Source organism: Leuconostoc falkenbergense (genome assembly GCF_045801155.1).
Lineage (GTDB): Bacteria > Bacillota > Bacilli > Lactobacillales > Lactobacillaceae > Leuconostoc > Leuconostoc falkenbergense.
On sequence record NZ_CP174386.1, the window covers coordinates 1,493,607 to 1,517,574 of the forward strand.

Genomic DNA, 23,968 nt, shown 5'->3' on the forward strand with positions numbered 1-23,968 from the left:
GATTTCTTTATTTATGTACACGGCTATCACCGTCTCAACTCATGTATAAAATCCCTACAATACTTACTAGGAGGGTTACAATCCAAAATAGTATATCAATTTGCCATTCACGCCAACCAAATTTTTCAAATGAGTGGTGAATTGGTGCCATTGGGAAAATTCGTTTGTGCCAAAAGTGATAACCTATGGTTTGAATAATGACCGATAACGTTTCGATTACAAAGACAATACCAAACCAAACTAGAGAAAATGGAATACCCAACAAGATTGACTCAATTGCCAATCCAGCGCCTAAAGCTAGCGATCCTGTATCTCCCATGAAAATTTTGGCCTTAGGTTTGTTATAAATCAAGAAGCCAACCAACGCACCAATAATTGCGATATTAAAAATCACAATCGACTGACTATGCATTGCCATTGCAATCCATGTATAGGTGCCATAAACAATAATGCTAATACCAGTTAGTAACCCATCAAGCCCATCTGTTAAGTTAGTGGCATTTGACCACCCTACCAGCCAGAACCACATGAAAATGAAATAAAAGCCACCCAAATAAATATGACCAACAAACGGTACATTAAGTACAAACGGCACATTCATAAACCACATAACAATCATGACTACCAAAGCGCTAAGTGTTTGTGCTAACAATTTCGGCTTAAACCTAAAACCATCATCTGCATGTTTCAATATTTTCAGTGTGTCATCCACACCTCCAATAATGGCAAACGCCACAAATGCCAAAATCGGCATCAATTGTAACATGAAGCCATGCCACCCCTCACTTGCTACGCCACCAACAACAGCACTGATCACAGCAGCTAATACAAATAATACACCGCCCATACTTGGTGTCCCTGCTTTGGCCTGATGATCAGGACCCAGTTTACGGATTACTGCCTGCTCCTTAGAATGCCTCAAAAAGTTAATCAATGCTGGCATAAACATAACTGTCACGATAAACGATCGTGCGAAAGTCCATAGATTTTCTGTCATTTCTCCCTGTTACTCCTTCTCTTTCAATACAATCGCTACTTGACTGCTTTTGACAACCAACTGATTAGCACCAACACTTTGACTCGTAATGTAGCCAGACCCTTTCCAAGTCAACGAGAAGCCAATTTGCTTCGCAAACGACTGTGCATCTGTTAAACTCCACCCTGTCATATCAGGCATATTCGTAGTACCTTGTGCTTTCAATATGACTAATTGATTGGTTAATGCTTTTTGTTCCGGTAACAACGATTGTGATTTGATTTTTCCAGTTGTCCCAACAACAGCCACTCGGAAACCTGCTTTAGTTAATGTTGTTTTGGCAGCAGTGATTGATTGGCCCACAACATTAGGCACCGTCTGTTTCGTTGTCTTAGATTTTACAGCACTACTGCTATTATTCAAAGCTTGAAGCATTAACGGCCTAAATACTTTGTTCATTGTGGTTTGAATTGTTGCATCCGGGAAAACTTTTGGTTGTTTAACAGCCATGTAAAAAATATATTTTGGATCTTTTTCCGGTGCTAATACAACGACTGAATGAATTGCATTTTTCAGACCATCTAGGTATTGACCTTTTTCTGCCACTTGAGCAGTTCCAGTTTTAGCAGCAATCTGATATCCAGCATCTCGCAAATCAAATTCCTTAGCAGTTCCAGTAGACTGATTTACAACATCAATCATATATTCACGAACTTTTTCAGCCGTACTTGCTTTAATTGGGTGGGCAACAGTTGTTGTTTTTCCTTCCTTGACAATTGCACCAGTCGCAGAGTTAACTACTTTATCGACAAAATAAGGTTTAATTTCCTTACCATTGTTGGCAATCGCTGAAAACGCCTGAATCAGTTGTAATGGTGTCACGTTGATGGCTTGACCATAAGCTGTATTGGCCTGTTCAATCGGATAAGTAAATGAAATAGAACCAGCTTCTTCACCATTGAGACCTGATTTAGTAGACTGTAAAAAACGGAACCGAGTCAAATACTTACGCCATGTTACCGCACCCAACTTTTGTTCAGTGCGGGCAAAAGCGACGTTAGACGATCGCCAAAATCCTTCCCGATAGGTCAACATACCAGCATCTTGGCCAAAAGCATCAACAACTTTCTTGCCATCAATTAAAAATGTTCCCGATTGATAGGTATCATTGGGTCGCCACTCTCCTGTATCAATAGCAGCCGACAACGTGATAGCTTTCATAGTTGAACCAGGCTCAAAGGCACCTTGATCAAGTAGGTTTTGCCAAGTTTCCGGATTCGAAGATTTGTCATTAGCATTAAAATTTGGCCTTTGTGTTGCTGCAACAATTCGCCCTGTTTTTGCTTCCATCAATACTGCAACTGCTGTTTTTGCCTCCGTATCTTTAATCAATGTATCCATACGGGTTTCTAATGTGTTTTGCAAACTGTCATCTAAAGTAAGATACACGTCATCCCCATTTTTTACGGTTCGACTATTTTTGTTATTCTCTTTTTGACCTTCGTAACTTTTAATACCATTTTTACCAGTTAATACCGAGTTTTCGGCGGCTTCAATTCCCATCATGCCAGTCATTGTTGACTGACCACTGACATTTTCACTATACTTAATGTTTCCAATCAGATGAGATGCCATTTGATCATTGGGGTAAACACGCGCTGCTTGTGATGTGAATTTTATGCCTGGAAGCTTCATAGCCAATATTTTCTTATGTTGTGCAATTGTCAGACTTTTACCAGCTGATCCAAACTCTACTTGAAATTGCTTAGCTTTCAATCGTTTGTAAATCGCTTTTTCTTTTAGGTTAATGACCGTGCTTAATTTCTGAGCTGTTTCACTCGCATCCGTCACATAATCTGGTTTGCCGTCAGCGTCTTTTTGATTTTTGTCCAAGACTGCGTAGACATTGTAAACCGTTGTGTTCTCGGCTAATACTTGTCCATTGGCGTCAAAAATTTTACCACGATTAGCAATAATGTTTTGTTTCCCCATAAAAGCTTCTCGTGTCGCTTTTGTTAGGTTATGCCCATCAACGGCTTTATTCCCTGCAATAACAAAAAGACGAATACCAAGCATTAAAATCACCACTGTTGTGCCACACAGCAACAACCCACCAAAAATTTTGGCATTCTTCGTGATTCTTTTATTTGGTATCCGTCTCACTTTATTTTTCATAATTATTGATTAATATTGCGGACACTATCATCTGACAGTGTCATGCCGTATTTTTTTGCAACCTTATCTAGATTTGATTTACTAGTGACATCTTGAATCTTATTTTGTAAATCATCATTGTTTTGTTTCGTATTGCTTATTTTTGTTTCAATAGCCGTCGTACTATTAGTCGCTTTGGTAATTTGCATACTAGTAAAAACAGCACCAACCATCAATGACAAGACAACTGCAGCCACAAAGATAACTAGCCCACGTTCCTTTTTGGTCCAAACTGCTGCTTTATATTTAATTGCTTTGCGTTGGCGATAGCGTGGTTGCGTGAGTGGTGCTTGTTGTGCAGCAGCTGATGAGTATTCGTATGCATTTTGTGCCATAGCTTTTTCTCCAAAAATCTGATGATGTAACAATTAGTTTTAAAACTTAAATTAAGTTATTTGCGTCGAATACCGCGTAGTTTAGCTGATTCCGATCGATGATTAGTACTCATTTCGGCAGCACTTGGTAAAATAGGTTTTCTGGTCAGTGCGTCATACTCAGCTTCAAATTGTCCGGGTAATACAGGTAAACCGGCAGGTAATTCAGGTGCGCTAGTTTTTTCACGAAACATTTGCTTTACAAGACGATCTTCTAATGATTGAAATGTAATAACACTAATGCGACCGTTATGATCAATTAGGTCCAATGCCTGCGTTAAAGAGTCTTCTAATGCACCCAATTCATCATTAACCGCAATTCTTAACGCTTGAAATGTTCTTTTAGCAGGATGTCCTCCCTTACGGCGGGCAGGCGCTGGAATTGCTTCTTTAATGATGTCAACCAATTCAAACGTTGTGTTAATAGGGCCGTTTTCTCGATGTTGCTCTATCTTACGGGCAATTTGTTTTGGAAAACGGTCTTCACCGTAGCGACTCAACACTCTTAACAGCTCATTAAACGACCATTCATTGACAATTGTTTTAGCAGTCAAAGTTTGTCTTTGATCCATTCTCATGTCTAATTCAGCATCGTAGTTATAGCTAAAACCGCGTTGTCCATCATCAAATTGAACTGAACTAACACCCAAATCATAAACAATGCCATCAACATTCTGAATATTACGTGTTGCTAGCGCCGAAGTTAATGTCCTAAAATTTTGATGAATCAGAACTAATTTTCCTTGTGCAATGTCATCTGCATAGCGGGTCATATTGTATTGAATTGCTGTATCATCCTGATCAAAACTATACAGCTTGCCAGTTGTTAATTGCTTTAAAATCTCACCCGTGTGCCCGCCGCCTCCAAGCGTTGCGTCCACATAAATACCGTCAGGCTTGATATCTAATAATTCAATGGCCTCATGCAATAGCACCGTAACGTGTTCAAATGTCATTTCAGCTCACTTTCCTTCTGGCAACCTATTTGGTTACATTAAAAATCAAAATCGACTAATCCCTCAGCAATATCATCAAAGTTTTCGGCTGTCTCAGCTGTGTACGCAGCCCATGTATCAGCACTCCAAATTTCAAAAGAATCACCAACGCCAGTTACAATAACATCTTTTTCTAGTGATGCGTACTCTCGTAAGTTACTTGGTACAATAATTCGACCTTGCTTATCAAACTCAGCTTCTAATGCGCCGGCCATGACAAAACGTCTAAACGAGCGCGCGTCTTTTTTTCCAGTTGGTAATTGATTCAACTGATTTTCTAACTTTTCCCAAACGGATAATGGCATAGCCCGCAAAGACTTTTCCATCCATTTAGTAACAATAAATTTTTCACCAAGTTGATTACGGAATTTTGCCGGAATAATTAGGCGTCCTTTCGTATCGAGCGTATGTGAATATTCGCCCATAAACATAGGACCACCTCCATTAAAATTCTATACTATTAATTTACCACATTCCACCACTTCTCTCCACCTTATTTTGAAATTTGTCATCAATCAGTAAATTTTCACGTAAAAAAAGCAGTACCATCAATGACAGTACTGCTGTTATAAAAGTGGGGGTCAGTGGTTAATAAAGCCCAAAATCATGACAACTATTATGACCGCAATGCCAAAAAGGCCACTCCATTGCCAATATCGATGCCAAAAATGGCGCCAATCCCAATTTTTTTGTAATAAGAACCAAGCTAAAATAGCCCCAAAAGCAAACCAGAAAAGCAAAATCCACTCAATATAGCTAACGCCTAGCGCATATCCCATCGTGTAATGTGCAATTACCCAGACAGGTAACGTAATAATGTCCAAAACATGCAAGCGTAGTTTTTTCATCGCTGTCCACTGATTAGCACCTATTAATATCAAACAAAAAAGTAAGCCACCTAATGGCCAATACCACCATTGCATTTTTAATTACCTCGTGTTTTAACTCTAACTAATTTTATAAAAAATTTCAAATCTTTTGTGACTTATGATACACTAAATAAGAATAAATTAGAGGTGAAATCAATGGCAGATGACCAAAATAAACGACCGGTAAACGCAAAATTACAAGCAGAGATTGATGCACAACTCAATCAACACCGCGTCCCTAAAATCGAAAAAAAATCACGCACGCGCATTGAAAAAATGATTTTAGTTATGTCATGGTTAATGGTCATTTTAATGGTTGGATCGGTTGTATACGCAGCTGTAAGTGCATTAGGTTGGATGTAAAAAACATGAGTGATTTCTCACCCATGTTTTTTTATTCTACTGAAATCAAAAATGGATATAATGGTTGTCCACCATCATGAATTTCAATTTCAAGGTCTTCATCAATAGCAGAAACGCTTTTTGCTAACTTATTAGCCGCTTTTTCTTTTGTATCTGCACCAAAAATAATCGTAACAATTTCAGAATCATCATCCAACATTTTTTCGACTGATTGTTCCGCTGCAGCTTCACTGGTGTCCGCCACAATTTGAATGTCACCATCAATGATTCCCATCCAATCGCCATTATGAATCTCAACACCATTTAGCGTCGTATCTCGCACTGCCTGCGTAATCTGAGCTGATTTAACATCAGCAATCATATCCGACATGGCACTAGCATTTTCTGACGCTTCAGCCTCCGGATTATATCCCATCATTGCTGTCAATCCTTGCTGAACCGTACGTGTTTTAACAACTTGTACCGGTACATCAGCTAAGTCAACTGCTTGTTCAGCTGCCATAAAAATATTACTATTATTGGGCAAGACAACAGCTTGATTAGCACCACTTGCTTTAATCGCGTCAACAATATCCGCTGTTGAAGGGTTCATTGTTTGTCCACCAGAAATAACTGTATGAACGCCTAAGCTTTTAAATAACTTAGCCACACCCTCTCCAGCTGCGATAGCAATAACTGCTGTTTCAGGTGCAGGCATTGTCATTTCAGATATTTTAGCCGTTTGTGCTTCGTCTTCACGCTGTGCGTCAATAACAGCTTGTTGTTGATCACGCATATTATCAACTTTTACTTTAACTAATGAGCCAAAATGAGTGCCCCAAGTAATGACTTCACCAGGATTTTCTGTATGGACATGCACCTTAACAATTTCATCGTCATTAATGACCAACAACGAATCACCCAATTGCGCTAAATGTTTGTAAAATTCATCATAATCAAATTCATGATCATAAGTCGTTCCTTTACCGATTTGAACCATGACTTCCGTGCAGTATCCATACTTGATATCTGCTGGATCAAGGTTACTGTTAGCTTGGGCACCAGCGTGCAATTCTTTGACCATTTGATCAAGTTCCGCATTATCTGGCGCTTTCATATCTTCTTCATTAAAATCGCCGCTCAGTACTTGATAGAATGCCTGCAAAACAAACACAAGTCCTTGACCACCTGAATCAACAACGCCAACTTCTTTTAGCACAGGTAGCAAATCAGGTGTGCTATTTAAAGCTTTCTGAGCTGCGTCTTCAACGGCAGCCATCAACTCAACAACATCATCAGTTTGGTTGGCTACCTTATTTGCTTTTGAAGCTGCTTCCCGAATAACTGTCAGAATTGTACCTTCTGTTGGCTTCATGACAGATTTATACGCAATTTGAGCCCCAGCCATCAAAGCATCGGCTAAATCACGTGCTGAAAGTGTCTCTTTGTCCGCCATACTATTGGCAAAACCACGAAAAATTTGAGACAAGATAACGCCTGAGTTACCTCTAGCGCCCATTAGCAAGCCTTTTGACGTTGCCTTAGCGAGTGCACCAATATTGGTATCTAACGCGTCTCTCTCATATTGTGCGCCACTCGCCATCGACAAGCTCATATTTGTACCAGTGTCACCATCGGGTACTGGAAATACATTTAATTTATTGATTTTATCCGCATTCGCGGCAAGCGCTGCTGATGCAGCATTTATCATTTTACCAAATTCAACATTGGTAATAACTGTGAGTGAATTGACTGACATGACCTCTCCTAGTCACTGACGCGAACACCCTGAACTATCACATTAACTTCAGTGACATGGATGCCCAACAATGCGTCGAGATTATATTTGACTTTACCTTGAACCGACTTTGATATTTCTGATAGTTTAGTGCCATATTGGGCAACTAAATAGACATCAACACCAACACCACTATTTTCCTGATGTACAACAACGCCCTTACCATAATTTTCGCGGTTCAATATTTGATTAACACCATCTCGAAAGGTAGCTTTTGAAGCCATGCCGACAACGCCAGGGTTTTCAATCGCTGAACCACCGACAATCGTCGCAATGACATCATTTTCTAGCGTAATATCGCCGTTTTTTGTTTTCATCTTAATTGCCATAGTCTATTTAATGAATTATTTGTGAAACGATTTTTTCTGCTGTCGCTTACAATAAAACATTTCTCCTCCTTACCAAAGGTTTGTTAAATACTATTTTACCATAGTTAACTGATATTACGCCTACACGGTCTCTGATTAACAAGGATCAACTTGATTGACGCTGAATCGTGAATAAAAAAAACCACCATACGGTGGTCTCACGATATTGGCAAACCAACAAATCGTGTTTTAAACGCGTTCGATTGAACCGTTCTTTAATCCGGCCTTCAAAGTACGCGCCGTCAAGTAAACCTTCTTTGGTGCGGCACCGTTGATTTTTACCGTAACTTTTTGCAAGTTTGGCTTCCAGCTGCGACGGCTTGAATTCAACGCGTGTGAACGTTGGTTACCGAAGCGTGTGCGTGCACCAGTAATAGCATCTTTTGCCATGTTCGACCCTCCTTTTCGAGCCATTTATTTTTTAAGCTCTTTCTACAACAATATTAAATTTTACCAGAATTTTAAACTTTTGACAAGTTAATTCGCATATTTTGACAAAATATCTGCTAACTGTTTCTTATTATGAAAACCTGTTAGTCGTTCCACAACTTCACCGTCTTTTTTAACAAGAAGTGTTGGAATTGCCCGAATACCAAATTCAGCAGGTGTTTGAGGATTCTGATCCACATCCATCTTCACAAATTCAACATTGTCAACTTCATCTGATAGTGCCTCCAAAACAGGTGATTGCATCCGACATGGACCACACCACGTCGCCCAAAAATCTGTAATACTAACACCTTGATTCGTTGCTGCTTCAAAAGTCGCATCTTCTACTGTCTTAACTGCCATGTTAACTCCTATCTATGGATTGCGTCACCATGATAATACCTGTATCAAAGCTGACGTGGACCCTATCATTTAAGAATTCATTTGATGACCACATTTTATACTTATTTTCTGTTAGTGTCAACGGATATTTAGCGTCAATAATTTTAAAATTTTTAACATCATTAATTGGCATGAAGCCCAAATAATGACTGTTTTCCTGCTTTAAAACAGTATGTTCGCCAGCTTTCAAAAAAGTAACAGTATTAGTTTGATCAATGATTTCAAGTTTTTCAATGATACTATCAAATTTTGGATCGGCCATTAGCCATAAATTACTTAATAGGTGATCCAGTCTACCACCTGTTGCACCAAAAACTTTAATACAAGACACAGGTTGTTTTTGGGCAAACATAACCGCTAACTCAGTATCTGTTTCATCTTTTTCGGCGCGCACATGGACAATGTTTTCGGTGGCAATATGTTCTTGTAGCGCCTCAAATTCCACTGATGTCAAAGAATCAAAATCACCAACAGCCAGCATCATCGCAACATGATGTTGATATAAATACCAAGCACCACGATCTGCGCCAATCCAAGCGCCAGGCTCACTAAATAAATTTTTTGGCCACAGATCCACCGGCCCACCTGCTAAAATATTAATTTGCATTATTTAGTCAATTCTTTCAAAATAGCAATTTTTGCAGCGGGATCAACTTTATCATACACGTAAGATCCGGCGACAAACACATTGGCACCAGCTTCGTAAGCCGCAGAAATCGTTTCATTATTGACACCACCATCGATTTCTATATCAAAATCGAGACCGCGAGCATCACGGAAAACTTTTAACTGTGCAATTTTTTCAATTGTAGATGGCAAAAACTTTTGACCACCAAATCCGGGATTAACAGTCATGACCAATACTTGATCGACCATATCAAGAACTGATTCAATTGCTGAAACAGGTGTGCCTGGGTTAATCACAACCTCAGCTTTAACACCTTTATTTTTGATCATTTGTAGAGCACGATGAATATGTGCCGTTGCTTCAACATGAACACCAATTATGTCGGCTCCCGCATCGGCAAATTCATCAACAAACCGTTCTGGATTAACAACCATCAAATGAACATCCAATACTAAATCTGTTTCTGGACGTAACTGTTTAACCCAGTTTGGGCCATAAGAAATAGCTGGCACAAAACTACCATCCATAACGTCAATATGTAAATATTCTGCGCCTGCTGCTTCGACGAGTTTAACGTCGCGCTCTAAGTTAGTATAATCGGCACTTAAAATCGATGGTGAAATAATTCCTGACATAATCATGTCCCCTTTTAGTTATCTGTTTTATATTTTGGTTTTTGCGCTTTTATCAATTGGTAAAACGCTTTATAACTATTATACCTTGACTGAGAAATTGTGCCAACTGTCACAGCTTCTTTTACGGCACAAGCTGGCTCATTTAGATGCAAACAGCCACGAAAGCGACAATTCGAACGAACTGCCACAAATTCCGGGAAAAAATCGTCTAAAGTCTCAGCAGAAAAGTCAAATACTTCGTACGACGAAAATCCTGGTGTATCAGCGATCAATGCGTCATCAACCCGAATGAGAGTGACTTGACGCGTTGTGTGTTTACCACGGCTTAATGCCTTTGAGACCTCTCCTGTTTCAAGGCCAAGGTTTGGAGATAAATGATTCAACAACGTTGATTTACCTGCACCGGTTTGACCCATGAAAACTGAAACTTTGCCTTGCAACTCAGCTTGCAATTGGTCAAACGCATTGGGTGCTGTCGACTCAATAACCGGATAACCAATCTGACGGTATTCGTGAACAACTTTTCTCATGATTTGATATTCTTCAGATGAGAGTAAATCGAATTTCGAAAAATAAATTAGTGGCGAAACACCAGCGGCTTCCAATGCAACTAACTGCCGATCAAGCAAATTAGCTGTAAAATTGGGTTCCTTTACGGCTGTGACAATCACAGCAATATCAATGTTGGCAACTGGCGGTCTTACCAGAACGTTTCGTCGATCATGAATCGCCCAAATCAAGCCTTCGTCACGATCACTTTCAAAATCCACAAAATCACCAACCAACGGTTTTTGTTTTGACTTACGAAATTCGCCGCGAGCACGCGTTCGTTGAATTTCTTCGGTACCATCTAATTGTATATCATAGTAACCGCTCAAAGAGCGTATAATGCGTCCTGTTTTCATAAGCTAATCATAACAAAAAAAGTCGATATAATCGACTTTTACTTGCTAATTAGTTTGTTTAAGAATTACCTGAGCTACTAGATGAGGAGGATTTGCTACTCTCATCACTCGATTCATCACTAGAAGAGGAGCTTGAGCTGGATGAACTACTGCTTGAACTAGATTGTTCTGGCCCTTGTGAAATTGTCACTAATAGTGTATTATCACGTGTAATTTTTGAACCGCCACGGATTGATTGACTAATAACATGATCTTTTTTGACAGAATTTGAGTAGGTGGTATTAACGTTAACCGTAATGCCGTTTTGAGCTGCCCAATTCTGAACATCATCTTGTGTACTTGATTTGGTAAAATCGGGTACCGTAATTTTTTCCGGTCCAGTTGAAATTGTGAATTTAACTGTCGTTTCAGTTGGGTCAACTTTGTCATTAGCAGAGATTGACTGTGCAATGATTGATCCTGAAGCGATAGTATCTGACGCTTGAGATGTTTTTTGTACTTCGTAACCTTGTGCCCGTAACTGAGCGGCTGTCATATCATAATCAGAACCGACATAATCACCAAAACGGACTTTTGCACGACCAGAAGAAACAATCAAATTAACAGTATCACCCTTTTTGGCATCAGCACCATCAGTTGGCGTTGAGCGGACAACATTACCTTTTTTGATTGATTTGGAAGTTGTGGACGTCACTGTGCCGACATTTAAGCCAGCCTTTTTAATCTTACTTTCGGCCTGACTTTGAGTTAAATTCACCAAATCAGGAACAGTTGTTTTATTGGCTTGAATTTGTAAAATAACAAACAGACTGATTAGAGCAGCTGCCACAATAGCAATTGCGAATAATATCTTGCCCGTCTTGCTTTCGCGATACTTAATACCATTGCCTCGTAATACTGACCTCACATAGGCAGGCGTACGATCCACAACCTTGGCAATTTCTTTAACTGTGTAACCTTTTTTGCCATATTCAATAATACGATCTTTGATGGATGGTTCTTCTGGCGCTTCGTCTGGAAGCACATTGACAGATGAAACACCTGTTTTCAGTTGATCCTGAATTTGAGCCATGGGAATAATTCTAGTCTCATCATCAGCATCTGTCATTGGCGCAAAACGTGACTCATGCGTTCTCCTTGGCGATAATGATGTTTTAATGTCTTCTGCCATAGCTGCTGCATTAAGATAGCGATCTTGCGGCTTTTTCGCTGTTGCTTTCAAAATAACATTTTCTAAAGCCTGCGGAATGCGTGGGTCAAAATCACGAACAGATGGCATATCAGCCGCAGCATGTTTGAGCGCTACTGCTACGGGTGTGTCACCTTCGTACGGCACATGCTGTGTCAGCATTTCGTATAGCATAACTCCTAACGCATAGATGTCGGACTTTGTTGAAGCCATGCCACCTCGTGTCTGCTCTGGTGACAAATAATGAACCGATCCGATTACCGTATTTGTTTGGGTTAAGTCCTGTTCTGATTTGGCAATGGCAATTCCAAAATCAGTGATTTTGACTTTGTTTTGTGCGTCAATCAGAATATTTTGAGGCTTGAGGTCGCGATGAATAATATCTGCATCATGAGCTGCTTGCACCGCATTTAAAACCTGCAACATAATATCAACAACTTGTTGATAAGGAATGGGAAAATGTGCCTGGATATATGATTTCAAATCAGTCCCTTCAACATATTCCATAACGATATATTGAGAGCCTTCATACTCACCAACATCATACACTTGAACAATATTGTCATTAACTAATTCAGTAGCTGCCAAAGCCTCATGTTGAAAACGTTTTGCCAAATCAGCATCAGCTTGCATGTCAAGACGCATCATTTTAAACGTCACGTCACGATCTAAAAATTCATCATGCGCCAAATAAACGTTGGCCATGCCACCACCGCCAAGTGATTTAATAATAAGATATCGATTGTCAACTAATGTATCAGGTAACATTTTTAATCCTTTTCATGTGTAACGAGCACCGCCGTCACGTTATCTGGCGCACCAAGACTATTTGCTTGTTGAATCATATCAAACACTCTAATATCCAATGGTGCTTCTAGACGCATTGTTGCTTTTATTTCATCGTGTGTTAATACTTTTGTAATACCGTCTGTTGTCAAAAACAACATGTCATCATCAACAAACTCATGCTGAATAACCTCTAACATGGCATGTTGATCAACACCTAAAAATCGCGTCACGCTCCGTGCATTAGGTAAATTACTGGCACCTTCTGCTGATAAAGCGCCACTACGAATCATCTCATTTTTAAGTGTATGATCAAAAGATAATTGTGTGAGCTCATCTCCGTGTAGCAAAAAGGCTTTCGAATCACCTAAATTAGCAACGACAATTTGGTCATCAAATAGTACAGCTAATACAAGGGTTGTTGCCATTTCTGATAGTTCCTCAAAGCGTTGTCCCGCTTCTAGGATGGTTTGATTTTCAATTATTGTTTGATTTTTAAGCCATTCAATTGTTGGTACAATTGTTTCAAGTTGGCTACTTTCCCATGCATGTCCAAAATGTTCCACGGTCATCGCACTAGCGACTTCGCCACCTTCATTGGAGGTGACCCCGTCAGCTACAATAACCATCGTTCGACCAAAACTATTGGTGAAGACACCAACATAATCTTGATTGTCCGGACGTTTTGCCCCAGGATCAGTATGATAGGCAATTGCCATAGATTATTTTTTCCTTAGTACTGCAACAAAGAAACCGTCAGTGTGATAATCATCGGGATAAACATGTAATACTTTCTCATGTCTATCTTCTTTAAGATTTTGTGACGTTTCTGTTGGTATCAATTCAAAATTTGGATTTTCATTCAAAAAGCTTGTCACAACATCGTCATTTTCTTGACGCAAAATTGTACAAGTACTGTAAACCATGATACCATCTTTTGCAAGGTTTTTGCTAACTGAATTCAAAATTGCGAGTTGCAAGCGTGATAAACTTTCAACATCAGCTAGTGTTTTATCATATCTAATTTCAGGTTTTCGGCGTAATAAACCAAAGCCAGAACATGGTGCATCAACTAAAATCCGATCGAATTGTTGATCAATTTGTTCAGGCACTTTGCGAGCGTCAAGCACACGTGTTTTAATTTTATCGGACAAATGCATGCGCTCAGCATTATGTTGGATCAGCTTGATTTTGTGTTCATGAATATCAAGCGCTAATACTTTAGCATCATCAGCGATATATTGTGCAATTTGTGTAGTTTTACCGCCTGGTGCTGCAGCAGCATCTAAAATATTTTTGACGTTTTCTGTCAGTTGCAAACTTTCCACCGGCAACATTGCACTTTCGTCTTGAATCGTCAATAGACCATCATGATAAGCCTTTGAACTTGCAACATGACCACCATTTACGACAAAAGCGTGAGCAGCAACTTTTGATGCTATTGCTGTAAAATTCTCTGCTTCCAACGCAGCCTTAACCTCATCATCACTAGCCAAAGCAGTATTAACGCGCACAGATTGTGATGGTGCATCATTAATTGTGGCAATCATTTGCCGTGTTTTAGTTTCACCATTTTGATTTATCAACGTCTCAATTAACCAGATGGGTAGGCTTGCTTCAACCGAAAGACGTGTCACTGTATCTGAAATATCAGTTGTGGACGGTAACCCTTGGCGATCAATATTATGCAATATTGCCGTGACAAATTTTGCAGTCCCAACATGCCCCATGACTTTAGCCACTTCAATTGACTCATTAAAAATAGCGTGTTGCGGAATTTTATCCAAATAAACCATTTGAAATAACGCGGTGTAAAGCAATTCTGTAACCCATGCATCAATTTTTTTGCCTTTGACAAAAGATGCCAACCAGTATTCAAAAGTCAAGCGATGCTGAATCACACCATAAACTAATGTCGTTAGTAGTCGCGTGTCTGCTTCACCTAAATGATGTTGTTTGATGACTTGATTCAGTTGCAAATTAGAATAAGCACCGTTTTTGATTTTAGCTAATGTTTGCACCGCTAAAACCCGAGGATTGTCGCTGTATACCCGTTTATCACTCATGTTTTGTCACCCATTGTTGACCTACTTCAAGGTTTTTACCAGCACCATTTAAATAATCACTCACTGCCATTTTTGATTTACCTGCTGGTTGCAATTGATTAATTGTAATCACAGTACCCTTTGCTGCTGCGATAGATAATGATTTTTTAGTTTTGGTCACAATAGTACCTGGTGCTTGCGTTGTTGTATCAGGTTGTGGTGTGACATCAATTAATTTCACACGTTGTCCACCAACTTGAATATAAGCAGGGTGCGTTGGATAAAGGCCGCGAATATGCCAGTCAAGTTGTTGTGCCGTTTCGTTTTCAAAATGCAAGTTTTGCAAATCATGCGGAATATTTGGCGCAAAACTCACATCTACTTCATCTTGCACCACTGGTTGAATATCACCAGTGGCGATTTTAGGCAGTGTCGCCATTAACAAATCACGACCGGCTAAACTCAACTTTTCAAACATTGTGCCCACATTGTCATTAGCAGTAATCGGCACTTTCACAACATCAATCACGTCCCCAGCGTCCATTTTTTTGACCATGTACATTATGGAAACCCCAGTTTCTTGATCGCCATTCATGATTGCATAATGGACAGGTGCTCCGCCACGATATTTTGGTAATAATGAGGCATGGGTATTCACTGCAGCAATTCGAGCGGCTGACAACAATTGTTCTGGTAAAAATTGTCCAAAAGCTGCTGTCACAATGAAATCAGGTTGCCAATCAATGACTTGCTGCATTTCAGGAGAACCACTAATTTTTTCAGGCTGCAAAACGCGAACACCATGTGCCATTGCTGCTTCTTTAACAGGGCTAGGGGCCAACTCATGGCGCCGACCTTTTGGTCGATCTGGCTGAGTGACAACACCCTTCACTTCATATTGATTATCGGCCAATAATGCTTCCAATATTGGCACTGCAAACTTGGGAGTGCCCATAAAAACAACCGTATAGCTCATTAATTTACCTCGATTTAAAAAATTAAATTGTTCACCTAACAAAAATACCCGTTTAACTGCGGGTATTTGTTTTTCTTTATTATATCACATCACATAAATGAGACTGGTTCACGGTCAATACTGAGTCGCAAATCGCCTTTTGCATTTTGTGAACGATTCTGTAAAGTCTTCAATAGATTATCGACCATATCTCGCTGTTTAAACTTGAGAATGATTTGGAAATAATAACGATTGCGCATTTTGGCAATCGGTTTTGGCGATGGTCCTAAGACGATGACTTCTTGATTGACATGTGCACGTAGCCAACGTGCAACTTGTAGCATTTGCAAAGCCGCTTGATTTTCATCAGAATGACTGGCTTGAATTTGAACAGTGTAGTAATACGGTGAGTAATTACCGGCATGTCGTGCGCGCATTTCTTGATGATAAAACCCTTCATAATCATGCTGCTGAGCAAAAACAATTGCATAATGTTGCGGGTTAAAAGTTTGGACAACAACTTCACCACTTTTTTGAGCGCGACCTGCTCGCCCGCTGACTTGCGTTAAAAGTTGAAAGGTGCGTTCACTGGCGTGAAAATCAGGTAATCCCAACGCCGTGTCTGCATTTAAAACACCGACCAAGGTGACATCTGGAAAATCTAATCCTTTGGCAATCATTTGCGTACCTAGTAAAATATCAGCTTCATGACGTCCAAATTTTTCCAGTAACTTGTCCATACTGCCTTTTTTTCGGGTTGTATCTTGATCCATTCGAATCACACGTGCTGTTGGGAAAAGCTCAGCTAGTTCAACGGCCACCTTTTCCGTACCAGTACCGTAATAGCGAATGCGTTTTGACCCACAATTAGGACAAACTGTCGGAATGGGTTCCTCATGCCCACAATAGTGACACTTTAACGTGTGCGAATCCATGTGCAATGTCATTGCTAAATTACAATTAGGATCACGTGGTACAAAACCGCAATCACGACACATGACAAAACTTGAAAAACCACGGCGATTAAGCATCAGAACAATTTGCTCTTTTTTATTTAACCGATCAGCAATTTTGTCTTTCAATTCAGCAGAAAAATTTGTTTCAGGGCCATCAGCCAAGGTATCTTTCATGTCAATGACATCAACCTTAGGCAGTTTGGCTCCGCCGGCTCTTTGTGTTAAAGTCAAACGTTCATAAACGCCACGTTGTGCGCGCGCACGTGTCTCTAATGATGGCGTTGCTGAGCCGAGAATAACTGGGATTTGATAATATTCACCACGCCACAAGGCCACATCGCGGGCATTGTAGCGAGGATTATCAGACTGCTTATATGTCGTTTCATGTTCTTCGTCAACAATAATTAGCCCAAGATTGTCTAATGGTGCAAACACCGCAGACCTTGCCCCTACGACAATTTGAACATCACCCCGTTCAATTCGTCGCCACTCATCATAACGCTCGCCATCACTTAAACCTGAATGAAGGACGGCTGTTTGTTCTCCAAAACGACTTTTAACACGTCGCACCATTTGTGGTGTTAAGGCAATTTCAGGTACCAAAAATAGCACGGTTTTGCCCTGCTTTAAGACGTGTTGTGCCACTTGCAAGTATACTTCAGTTTTGCCTGAACCAGTGATACCTTCTAGCAAAAAAGGCGCAAAACGATGTAAATCAGCTGAGGATGAAATACGATCAAAAGCTTGCTGTTGTTCATCGTTTAAGTCTAACGGATCACTTTTTTGTACCATTGCTTTAAACGGATCGCGTAATGCCTCAACTTGTTTTTTGACAAGCCATTCATGTGTCACAGCATGTGCCAATGTTTCATCACTAACCGGTAGCATTTCTTGCAATTCTTTTTTTAGCCATGTCTCACCGACATGCTGCAAAATGAATGCTATCAGTTGCGCCTGCTTTTTAGCTGTTGGTCGCAATGATTGTTGCGCCGTCTTTAACATCGCGACATTTTGACTAAATTGATAAGCTAATTGTGTTTTAACTTTTGCCCGATCATTGACTTCAATTCTAACTTCGATGCTGTGTTGACGTCGGAGTTTGGCTAACGTAGCCAAATCCTTGTCGCTATATTGATTAGCATGAAATGCAATTTCGGTCAATCCCATAAATAGTCGATTAACGACGTCATCACTGACTTTACCGACTATTTTTATAAAATGTTGATAGTCTGCTTTTAGGGCATTTGGCAACATGGTTTGTAAAATCGAAATTCTAAATGCAAAGGTTTCATCAGCTAAATAATCAGACAACGATAACAATTCTGTGTTTAAAACCGGGGACAAATCTAAAATTGTTGTCAATGGTCGTAATTGATCTTCTGACAAATCAGTCGTCGCACGAATACCAACCACATACCCCATCACTTCTCGACGCCCAAAAGGTACCGTGACACGCATGCCGGGTAAAATTTGATCAATCATTTCTTCAGGAATGACATATGTATAAGGTTGATCTGTTTGCATTGTTGGCACATCAACAATGATTTGTGCATATTGTTTCTTCATATCTCTATTTTAACAGAGCTGGCAAATCACTTCATCCAACAAAATAAAAAACAGACAAAACATTTGTCTGCTATCTTTTAAATATGCTTGATGTTAAATCCTGTACGTTCTTGAATGGCATTTAACGCCTGCAAATAACGCGCATAATAGCCGTAAGGATCCTCACTACCACCTTTTGCATCTAACATCACAACTTTATCCATAAAGCCATAATCTTCAATGACTTGCATGAGTTGATTATGGAATTGCCAACGTGTATCATCATCAGCACTATCCATATTACGGAATCCATCATCTACATACGGTGTCACTGGTGGAATTACTAAAATTAAATCAATTAATTCCTCACCAATTGTATTATCAAACAATGGTTGTAATTGCGCATTATCTTCCTTGCTTAACCACATATCCGCGTACACTTTGGTGACCATGGCATCTGTATCAAAAATTGTTAACCCGTTGTTAGCGGGTGAATTGATTTCTTTTGAATTAGCATCATATTGACCTTGAATCAGACGAATGTAGTCCTTCACAACTAGTTCATCATCACTCACATTAGAGCGCTCTTGATATTCACGAGCATATTCCTCAGAAAATGGTGAATTACTCGTTCTTGCCAAACGCCTAACAAGCGTTGACTTCCCAGTAGAAGCCGATCCCATGACCGTGACTTTCTTTGTAAAATGGCGTCGAAAGACTCGGTTAATATAATCCCAGTTACCAATCGGATCCTGACGAATCTCTGTTCCTGAAATTTTTAAAACAGTGCGATCCATCAAACTGACTTTGAATTGACCGGTTTGTGGTAATCGCTTTTCTAACTCCATTTTATAATCTGCTTCACCAGTATAAAAAGTGATTTGTGCTTGTTCATCAACAATATTGCGTTTGACGGTTTCAACTAACCGATTAGTCCATTCATCCCAGCCATTCGGCATTTGTGGAATATCATCTTCATTGATATAGTCTACTTTAATGTCCGTTTCATCACTGAACGCTTCTCGCAAATAACGGAAACGTTTTTCAACGGGTAGTCCCATTTGATAGCCACGATCTCCTGTATAGCCTGATGCGATAACAACCACACCATCGTTTAAAGCCGCTGCTTTATAAATTTCAGCTTGATGGCCAACATGCATTGGGGCCAATGTGCCAAAAAACACGCCGATTTTGTGACCTTCTAAATCATCTTTATATAAATTACCTGCAATTGTAATCATGATGTTATTAAATTTTGCAGCATTTAATTGAAAATGTTGCTATTCCTTTTTAGTTAATTTGCGCCACTGAATAATACCGTAAATAGCATTAACAGTCAATGCTAAATTCATACCCAACATGGCAAAAGCACTGGGATCAGCATGTCCAGTCCATGCACGCGCCCAAAGTACGATTTCCACGATATCAAATAACAGCCACGCATACCAAGATTCCGCAAATTTAGCGGTCTGTAAAATCTGCGCTCCCATAGAAATCGTGGTTGTCAAACCATCCATATACGGTTGACGTGAGCCTGCTTGTTGTAAAATTAGTCCAACAATTCCGAGAATAACTAGAAAAACTGGAATGACAAATAGCCATTGTTTAGGTGTCATATATTTTGTTGCAACAACGTCTTGCTTGTCTTTTTGGGTAATCTGATCACGCTTCATAAATCCTAACCACGCCGCAATACCAACAAATTGCATGACGACCCAGAAAGCACTCAATGCCACTTCACCAAATAACTGCGACTGAAAAGCTAGTGGCATATACATCACAGAATAAATTAAACCCCAAAAATAGTTCGTGATACGACCTTTGGCTACTAATATTACCGTAATAATATTCATCAACCCTGTCGTCAAACCAAACCAATCAAACGTATGACTATGCGCAACACCCAGCCCCCATACGAGTCCTTGTAGCGCTACCAAAACGATAAACAGCGTGCCTTCAGCTAATGTCCAGCCAAATAATAGTTCGCGAACGATATTTTTTGGATTGAAATAACGCCAAAAACGCCGTGAGACTGTCTCCTCAGTCATGTGATTTCTCCCACATTCTATGTTATTTTCTACCATTATAACAGTTAGAGCAGAGAAAGTATCGTCAAGTAATCAGAACGTAATTTAATTTTCAAACAATGACAGATATTGACCGTAGCCCTCTTTTTGCAAATCTGCTTTAGGCACAAATCGTAAGCTGGCTGAATTAATGCAATATCGCAAACCACCTTTTTCAATTGGCCCATCAGTGAAGACATGCCCTAAATGCGATCCGGCTTCTTTGGACGTTACCTCCGTTCGTGTCATACCAAACGAGTAATCAACGTGCCGCTTAATGTGATGTTCGTCAATGCCTTTAGTAAAAGCAGGCCAACCACAGCCGGCATCATATTTATCAGTAGAGCTAAACAATGGTTCACCACTCACAACATCAACAAAAATGCCGTCGTCCCACCACTGATCATATTTACCAGTAAAGGCACGCTCAGTCGCAGCATGTTGTGTCACTTCGTACTGCTCCGGCGTTAAACGCGCGCGCAACGCTTCATCAGATTCTTTCACCATTTGTATCCTCCTTTAATTCAATAAATCTACAAAAATCCTGAGGTTCATACTCCTTAATTGTACACAGCAAAGTCATCCCGTCAAATGTCACGCCTCATCAATATCATTAGCTTGAAGCCAAATTTTAGCAGCTTGCAATTCTTCACTGGAAATAACATGAGATTGATTAAGACGGAAGACAGTCACTAATGCTTTTGCCTGAGCCAAATTGTCAACTAACGCATCCAAACTGTCACGCGGCACAATAGGGTCAAAATTACCGTGCGATAAAAAAACATGATTACCTTGCAATTTGGCTGGCTCTGTAATGGGCGTTAATTGCATCGCATGTAGTGCCATGACATTTTTGAATGGTGTTTCTCGATGTGTTAACAGCGCATGTAAAGCAATATTGGCACCATTAGAAAATCCAATTGCTAACGCTGACGATGTGTTCAAATCATATTTTGTTAATAATTCAGTTACTGATTTCACCAACCAAGCTGTCTGTTCATTAAGAGATACTAAATTAAATTGTCCTTCAGCGTATCGTTCAAAAAAACGATGATAGCCATTTTCCAAAACACGACCTCGAATAGCTAAAATTGGATGATTTGGTGCCAAATATTTAGCAATAGGTACTAAGTCATTTTCATCACCACCTGTGCCATGTAACAACACAACCGTCGGTAAATCTGGATTACCAGCAATAAACAAATGGTGCACATCATCCAATTTCTGCTTAATCATACTATCGTTCGTATCAACCATGTCTTAACTCCTTTATGCTAGAAAACGACCCATTCATTGATGAGCCGTTTTTCTGTCATATTAATTTTTAGGGCTATTAAAATCAACCAAATTAGCCTCAATTTGTGTTCGCATATCCTCTAGAAAAGGTGGCAACTCAAGATGAACACCAGCTTCTTCATAAGTTTCATCTACTAAGAAGCCTGGCCCATTGGTCGCTAATTCAAACAAAATGCCCGGCGTTGGTCGGAAATATTCCGATTTGAAATAAAAACGATCAACAAATCCCGAATCTTGGAAACCTAATTCTTGTAGACGCTTAATCCAAAAGTTTAATGCTTCTTCATCGTCAACAATAAATGCCAAATGATGTGGCCCACCGAATCCTTGCACGCCACGCGGTATTATGCGAGATAACAATGTGATGACCTGCGCACCATAACCCCCATGATCAAATTCATATAACGCATAATCGTCTTTGGTGTCAACTTTTTCAGCACCCATTACTTTGGTCAGCACCATATCCATTGCATCATGGTTGTTAATTGTCAGCAATTCTGGTCCTAGCCCCACAATCGCATGTTGTGGATCCACCGAAGAATGCTGCCATGGCGTATGTGGCCCCGTTAATTCATTGTGACGTGGATTGGTATCGTCGGCAATCAAAGCATATCGTTGATCATCAAAATCATAAAAATTTAAGTATGTGGCACCAAATAATTCGTATGTTTTTGAATCATAACGAATACCAAATTCATCAAAACGTGCTTGCCAATAACCAAATGAGTCTTGAGAAGGTACTCTAAAAGACGTTCTTGAAATTTCATCAGTACCAAAAACCGCTTTTTGGATCCCTGGAAAGTCAAAAAATGTCAAAACAGAGCCACCCTCGCCTTGGTCATCGGAAAAATAAAGATGGTACGTACGAACATCATCTTGATTAACCGTTTTTTTAATTAAATGCAATCCCAATTTATTCGTAAGAAAGTCCCAAATCTTAGGTGAATCGGAAGTAATCGTTGTTAAGTGGTGAATACCACGAATGTTTGTCCCCATAGCCTTTTATTCCTCTTACTTTTTGTTAGTGTATAGTTAATACTATACACTATTACATTATAATCGCAAGTAATACCACTTACTAATTATAACTGTAATAATGCATATGTATTCAAAATAAAAACATCAACCAAATGCGTCACACGTTCGTTGATGTTTTCTTTAATTATTTATATTTTTATCACTAATCGGCTAGTCATTATGACGATCATCATAACCCTTAGGATGACTCTGATGCCACTGCCAAGCTGTCTTGATGATGTCTTGCACATTATCGTACTTGGGTGCCCAGCCAAGCACCTCTCGTGCCTTATCTGAATTCGCAATCAAAATATCAGGATCACCCGCTCGACGTGGCCCAATCTTAGCCGGAATATCAACCCCTGTTGCTTCCCGTGCCGCCTCAACCATCTCTTTCACTGAAAATCCAGTTGCTGACCCCAAGTTAAACTGATTTGACTCATGCCCATCAGCTAAATACTGTAATGCCAAAATATGCGCGTCTGCCAAGTCTAAGACATGCACATAATCCCGTACATTAAAGCCGTCTGGTGTATTATAGTCATCACCAAACATTTCAATATAATCACGTTGTCCCAAACCAGCTTGCAAAATGATTGGTACCAAGTGTGTTTCTGGATTGTGGTCTTCGCCAATCGTGCCATCTTCTGCTGCACCAGCCACATTGAAATAGCGCAACGCGACCCATTTAACCCCGTCAGCTTGATCGGACCAGTTCATGATTTTTTCCATCATCAACTTTGATTCACCATAAGGGTTAATCGGATTTTGCGGATCAGTTTCCTTAATCGGAATATGAACCGGATTACCATAAGTTGCGGCGGTTGATGAAAAGACGATTTGCTTGACGTCATGTGCTTTCATCACTTCTAGTAACGTAATCATGCCACTAGTATTGTTGTCAAAATATTTCAGCGGGTTTGCCACTGACTCTGGCACGATTGAGAAGGCTGCAAAATGAACCACTTGTTCAATATTTTCTTTATCAAACACTGCCGACAAAGCTGCCTTATCACGAATGTCCACTTGATAAAATGTCGCTGCCGGATTAACTGCTGCGCGGTGTCCAGTGAACAAGGCGTCCACAACCACCACGTCGCGTCCTGCTTCAACCAACCGTTTCACCATGTGTGAGCCAATATATCCTGCACCACCAAGTACTAATACTGCCATTTTGA

Annotated in this window: 25 protein-coding genes; 1 reads left to right on the forward strand and 24 read right to left on the reverse strand. The window is 39.9% G+C overall.

What is annotated here, in order from left to right; translation table 11 throughout:
- Window positions 1-34 precede the first annotated feature (34 nt).
- The 6 genes from mraY to ACI3ES_RS07405 form a co-directional block, all read right to left on the reverse strand.
- A complete protein-coding gene (mraY, locus tag ACI3ES_RS07380; protein WP_114666857.1) occupies window positions 35-997 on the reverse strand; it encodes a phospho-N-acetylmuramoyl-pentapeptide-transferase in 963 nt (320 codons plus the stop codon).
- Between the two features lie 9 nt (window positions 998-1,006).
- A complete protein-coding gene (locus ACI3ES_RS07385) occupies window positions 1,007-3,151 on the reverse strand; it encodes a penicillin-binding protein (RefSeq protein ID WP_114666858.1) in 2,145 nt (714 codons plus the stop codon).
- Window positions 3,152-3,153: 2 nt separating this feature from the next.
- The gene (gene ftsL / locus ACI3ES_RS07390) at window positions 3,154-3,525 is read right to left on the reverse strand and encodes a cell division protein FtsL (protein ID WP_114666859.1); all 372 of its coding nucleotides are present in this window, start codon (window positions 3,523-3,525) and stop codon (window positions 3,154-3,156) included.
- Between the two features lie 56 nt (window positions 3,526-3,581).
- Complete coding sequence (rsmH, locus tag ACI3ES_RS07395) at window positions 3,582-4,520, reverse strand: 16S rRNA (cytosine(1402)-N(4))-methyltransferase RsmH (RefSeq protein ID WP_004914778.1); 939 nt, start codon at window positions 4,518-4,520, stop codon at window positions 3,582-3,584.
- 38 nt (window positions 4,521-4,558) lie between these two features.
- Entirely contained in the window at window positions 4,559-4,990 is a 432-nt protein-coding gene (gene mraZ, locus ACI3ES_RS07400) for a division/cell wall cluster transcriptional repressor MraZ (protein ID WP_004914780.1), read from the reverse strand.
- Between the two features lie 150 nt (window positions 4,991-5,140).
- Window positions 5,141-5,482 carry a DUF3397 domain-containing protein gene (locus ACI3ES_RS07405; RefSeq protein WP_114666860.1) on the reverse strand — a complete coding sequence of 114 codons (342 nt, stop codon included), beginning with the start codon at window positions 5,480-5,482 and terminating at the stop codon, window positions 5,141-5,143.
- A gap of 102 nt (window positions 5,483-5,584) precedes the next feature.
- Here ACI3ES_RS07405 and ACI3ES_RS07410 point away from each other — a divergent pair, with 102 nt between their 5' ends.
- Window positions 5,585-5,791, forward strand: coding sequence for a DUF4044 domain-containing protein (locus tag ACI3ES_RS07410; protein WP_004914784.1), 207 nt, complete (start codon window positions 5,585-5,587; stop codon window positions 5,789-5,791).
- A gap of 31 nt (window positions 5,792-5,822) precedes the next feature.
- On the opposite strand, the gene ACI3ES_RS07415 is transcribed toward ACI3ES_RS07410, so the two are convergent.
- The 18 genes from ACI3ES_RS07415 to galE form a co-directional block, all read right to left on the reverse strand.
- Window positions 5,823-7,529 carry a DAK2 domain-containing protein gene (locus ACI3ES_RS07415; protein ID WP_080519555.1) on the reverse strand — a complete coding sequence of 569 codons (1,707 nt, stop codon included), beginning with the start codon at window positions 7,527-7,529 and terminating at the stop codon, window positions 5,823-5,825.
- Window positions 7,530-7,537: 8 nt separating this feature from the next.
- On the reverse strand, window positions 7,538-7,897 hold the full coding sequence (locus ACI3ES_RS07420) for an Asp23/Gls24 family envelope stress response protein (protein WP_010291951.1): 360 nt from the start codon (window positions 7,895-7,897) through the stop codon (window positions 7,538-7,540).
- A gap of 228 nt (window positions 7,898-8,125) precedes the next feature.
- Window positions 8,126-8,326: a 50S ribosomal protein L28 gene (rpmB, locus tag ACI3ES_RS07425; protein ID WP_002815208.1), complete on the reverse strand. Its 201-nt coding sequence runs from the start codon at window positions 8,324-8,326 to the stop codon at window positions 8,126-8,128.
- An 87-nt stretch (window positions 8,327-8,413) separates the two neighbouring features.
- Window positions 8,414-8,728 carry a thioredoxin gene (gene trxA, locus ACI3ES_RS07430; RefSeq protein WP_114667247.1) on the reverse strand — a complete coding sequence of 105 codons (315 nt, stop codon included), beginning with the start codon at window positions 8,726-8,728 and terminating at the stop codon, window positions 8,414-8,416.
- Window position 8,729: 1 nt separating this feature from the next.
- Entirely contained in the window at window positions 8,730-9,374 is a 645-nt protein-coding gene (locus ACI3ES_RS07435; RefSeq protein WP_114667246.1) for a thiamine diphosphokinase, read from the reverse strand.
- A complete protein-coding gene (rpe, locus tag ACI3ES_RS07440; RefSeq protein WP_080519554.1) occupies window positions 9,374-10,030 on the reverse strand; it encodes a ribulose-phosphate 3-epimerase in 657 nt (218 codons plus the stop codon). Before rpe ends, ACI3ES_RS07435 begins: the two co-directional genes overlap by 1 nt.
- A gap of 14 nt (window positions 10,031-10,044) precedes the next feature.
- Window positions 10,045-10,935, reverse strand: a complete 891-nt coding sequence (gene rsgA / locus ACI3ES_RS07445) for a ribosome small subunit-dependent GTPase A (protein WP_114667245.1) — start codon at window positions 10,933-10,935, stop codon at window positions 10,045-10,047.
- A gap of 58 nt (window positions 10,936-10,993) precedes the next feature.
- Entirely contained in the window at window positions 10,994-12,892 is a 1,899-nt protein-coding gene (gene pknB, locus ACI3ES_RS07450) for a Stk1 family PASTA domain-containing Ser/Thr kinase (protein WP_080519553.1), read from the reverse strand.
- 2 nt (window positions 12,893-12,894) lie between these two features.
- Window positions 12,895-13,629: a protein phosphatase 2C domain-containing protein gene (locus tag ACI3ES_RS07455; protein ID WP_114667244.1), complete on the reverse strand. Its 735-nt coding sequence runs from the start codon at window positions 13,627-13,629 to the stop codon at window positions 12,895-12,897.
- Window positions 13,630-13,632: 3 nt separating this feature from the next.
- Window positions 13,633-14,976 carry a 16S rRNA (cytosine(967)-C(5))-methyltransferase RsmB gene (gene rsmB / locus ACI3ES_RS07460; protein ID WP_114667243.1) on the reverse strand — a complete coding sequence of 448 codons (1,344 nt, stop codon included), beginning with the start codon at window positions 14,974-14,976 and terminating at the stop codon, window positions 13,633-13,635.
- Entirely contained in the window at window positions 14,969-15,931 is a 963-nt protein-coding gene (gene fmt / locus ACI3ES_RS07465) for a methionyl-tRNA formyltransferase (protein ID WP_114667242.1), read from the reverse strand. The genes rsmB and fmt overlap by 8 nt, the downstream gene beginning before the upstream one ends.
- 89 nt (window positions 15,932-16,020) lie before the next feature.
- The gene (gene priA / locus ACI3ES_RS07470) at window positions 16,021-18,432 is read right to left on the reverse strand and encodes a primosomal protein N' (protein WP_114667241.1); all 2,412 of its coding nucleotides are present in this window, start codon (window positions 18,430-18,432) and stop codon (window positions 16,021-16,023) included.
- Between the two features lie 77 nt (window positions 18,433-18,509).
- A complete protein-coding gene (locus tag ACI3ES_RS07475) occupies window positions 18,510-19,652 on the reverse strand; it encodes a nicotinamide-nucleotide adenylyltransferase (protein WP_114667240.1) in 1,143 nt (380 codons plus the stop codon).
- Between the two features lie 39 nt (window positions 19,653-19,691).
- Window positions 19,692-20,459 carry a nicotinamide riboside transporter PnuC gene (gene pnuC / locus ACI3ES_RS07480; protein ID WP_114667239.1) on the reverse strand — a complete coding sequence of 256 codons (768 nt, stop codon included), beginning with the start codon at window positions 20,457-20,459 and terminating at the stop codon, window positions 19,692-19,694.
- A gap of 84 nt (window positions 20,460-20,543) precedes the next feature.
- Window positions 20,544-20,984, reverse strand: a complete 441-nt coding sequence (msrB, locus tag ACI3ES_RS07485) for a peptide-methionine (R)-S-oxide reductase MsrB (RefSeq protein WP_004914812.1) — start codon at window positions 20,982-20,984, stop codon at window positions 20,544-20,546.
- Window positions 20,985-21,071: 87 nt separating this feature from the next.
- Window positions 21,072-21,734 carry an alpha/beta hydrolase gene (locus tag ACI3ES_RS07490; protein ID WP_142511647.1) on the reverse strand — a complete coding sequence of 221 codons (663 nt, stop codon included), beginning with the start codon at window positions 21,732-21,734 and terminating at the stop codon, window positions 21,072-21,074.
- Between the two features lie 60 nt (window positions 21,735-21,794).
- Entirely contained in the window at window positions 21,795-22,769 is a 975-nt protein-coding gene (locus tag ACI3ES_RS07495; protein ID WP_114667237.1) for a ring-cleaving dioxygenase, read from the reverse strand.
- A gap of 192 nt (window positions 22,770-22,961) precedes the next feature.
- Complete coding sequence (gene galE / locus ACI3ES_RS07500) at window positions 22,962-23,963, reverse strand: UDP-glucose 4-epimerase GalE (protein WP_036068764.1); 1,002 nt, start codon at window positions 23,961-23,963, stop codon at window positions 22,962-22,964.
- Window positions 23,964-23,968: the final 5 nt, after the last annotated feature.

Excerpts from the sequence above, each read along its gene's own strand:
- mraY (WP_114666857.1), bottom strand. The coding sequence starts at position 997 with ATGACAGAAAATCTATGGACTTTCGCACGATCGTTTATCGTGACAGTT.
- ACI3ES_RS07385 (WP_114666858.1), bottom strand. The coding sequence starts at position 3,151 with ATGAAAAATAAAGTGAGACGGATACCAAATAAAAGAATCACGAAGAAT.
- ftsL (WP_114666859.1), bottom strand. The coding sequence starts at position 3,525 with ATGGCACAAAATGCATACGAATACTCATCAGCTGCTGCACAACAAGCA.
- rsmH (WP_004914778.1), bottom strand. The coding sequence starts at position 4,520 with ATGACATTTGAACACGTTACGGTGCTATTGCATGAGGCCATTGAATTA.
- mraZ (WP_004914780.1), bottom strand. The coding sequence starts at position 4,990 with ATGTTTATGGGCGAATATTCACATACGCTCGATACGAAAGGACGCCTA.
- ACI3ES_RS07405 (WP_114666860.1), bottom strand. The coding sequence starts at position 5,482 with ATGCAATGGTGGTATTGGCCATTAGGTGGCTTACTTTTTTGTTTGATA.
- ACI3ES_RS07410 (WP_004914784.1), top strand. The coding sequence starts at position 5,585 with ATGGCAGATGACCAAAATAAACGACCGGTAAACGCAAAATTACAAGCA.
- ACI3ES_RS07415 (WP_080519555.1), bottom strand. The coding sequence starts at position 7,529 with ATGTCAGTCAATTCACTCACAGTTATTACCAATGTTGAATTTGGTAAA.
- ACI3ES_RS07420 (WP_010291951.1), bottom strand. The coding sequence starts at position 7,897 with ATGGCAATTAAGATGAAAACAAAAAACGGCGATATTACGCTAGAAAAT.
- rpmB (WP_002815208.1), bottom strand. The coding sequence starts at position 8,326 with ATGGCAAAAGATGCTATTACTGGTGCACGCACACGCTTCGGTAACCAA.
- trxA (WP_114667247.1), bottom strand. The coding sequence starts at position 8,728 with ATGGCAGTTAAGACAGTAGAAGATGCGACTTTTGAAGCAGCAACGAAT.
- ACI3ES_RS07435 (WP_114667246.1), bottom strand. The coding sequence starts at position 9,374 with ATGCAAATTAATATTTTAGCAGGTGGGCCGGTGGATCTGTGGCCAAAA.
- rpe (WP_080519554.1), bottom strand. The coding sequence starts at position 10,030 with ATGTCAGGAATTATTTCACCATCGATTTTAAGTGCCGATTATACTAAC.
- rsgA (WP_114667245.1), bottom strand. The coding sequence starts at position 10,935 with ATGAAAACAGGACGCATTATACGCTCTTTGAGCGGTTACTATGATATA.
- pknB (WP_080519553.1), bottom strand. The coding sequence starts at position 12,892 with ATGTTACCTGATACATTAGTTGACAATCGATATCTTATTATTAAATCA.
- ACI3ES_RS07455 (WP_114667244.1), bottom strand. The coding sequence starts at position 13,629 with ATGGCAATTGCCTATCATACTGATCCTGGGGCAAAACGTCCGGACAAT.
- rsmB (WP_114667243.1), bottom strand. The coding sequence starts at position 14,976 with ATGAGTGATAAACGGGTATACAGCGACAATCCTCGGGTTTTAGCGGTG.
- fmt (WP_114667242.1), bottom strand. The coding sequence starts at position 15,931 with ATGAGCTATACGGTTGTTTTTATGGGCACTCCCAAGTTTGCAGTGCCA.
- priA (WP_114667241.1), bottom strand. The coding sequence starts at position 18,432 with ATGAAGAAACAATATGCACAAATCATTGTTGATGTGCCAACAATGCAA.
- ACI3ES_RS07475 (WP_114667240.1), bottom strand. The coding sequence starts at position 19,652 with ATGATTACAATTGCAGGTAATTTATATAAAGATGATTTAGAAGGTCAC.
- pnuC (WP_114667239.1), bottom strand. The coding sequence starts at position 20,459 with ATGACTGAGGAGACAGTCTCACGGCGTTTTTGGCGTTATTTCAATCCA.
- msrB (WP_004914812.1), bottom strand. The coding sequence starts at position 20,984 with ATGGTGAAAGAATCTGATGAAGCGTTGCGCGCGCGTTTAACGCCGGAG.
- ACI3ES_RS07490 (WP_142511647.1), bottom strand. The coding sequence starts at position 21,734 with ATGGTTGATACGAACGATAGTATGATTAAGCAGAAATTGGATGATGTG.
- ACI3ES_RS07495 (WP_114667237.1), bottom strand. The coding sequence starts at position 22,769 with ATGGGGACAAACATTCGTGGTATTCACCACTTAACAACGATTACTTCC.
- galE (WP_036068764.1), bottom strand. The coding sequence starts at position 23,963 with ATGGCAGTATTAGTACTTGGTGGTGCAGGATATATTGGCTCACACATG.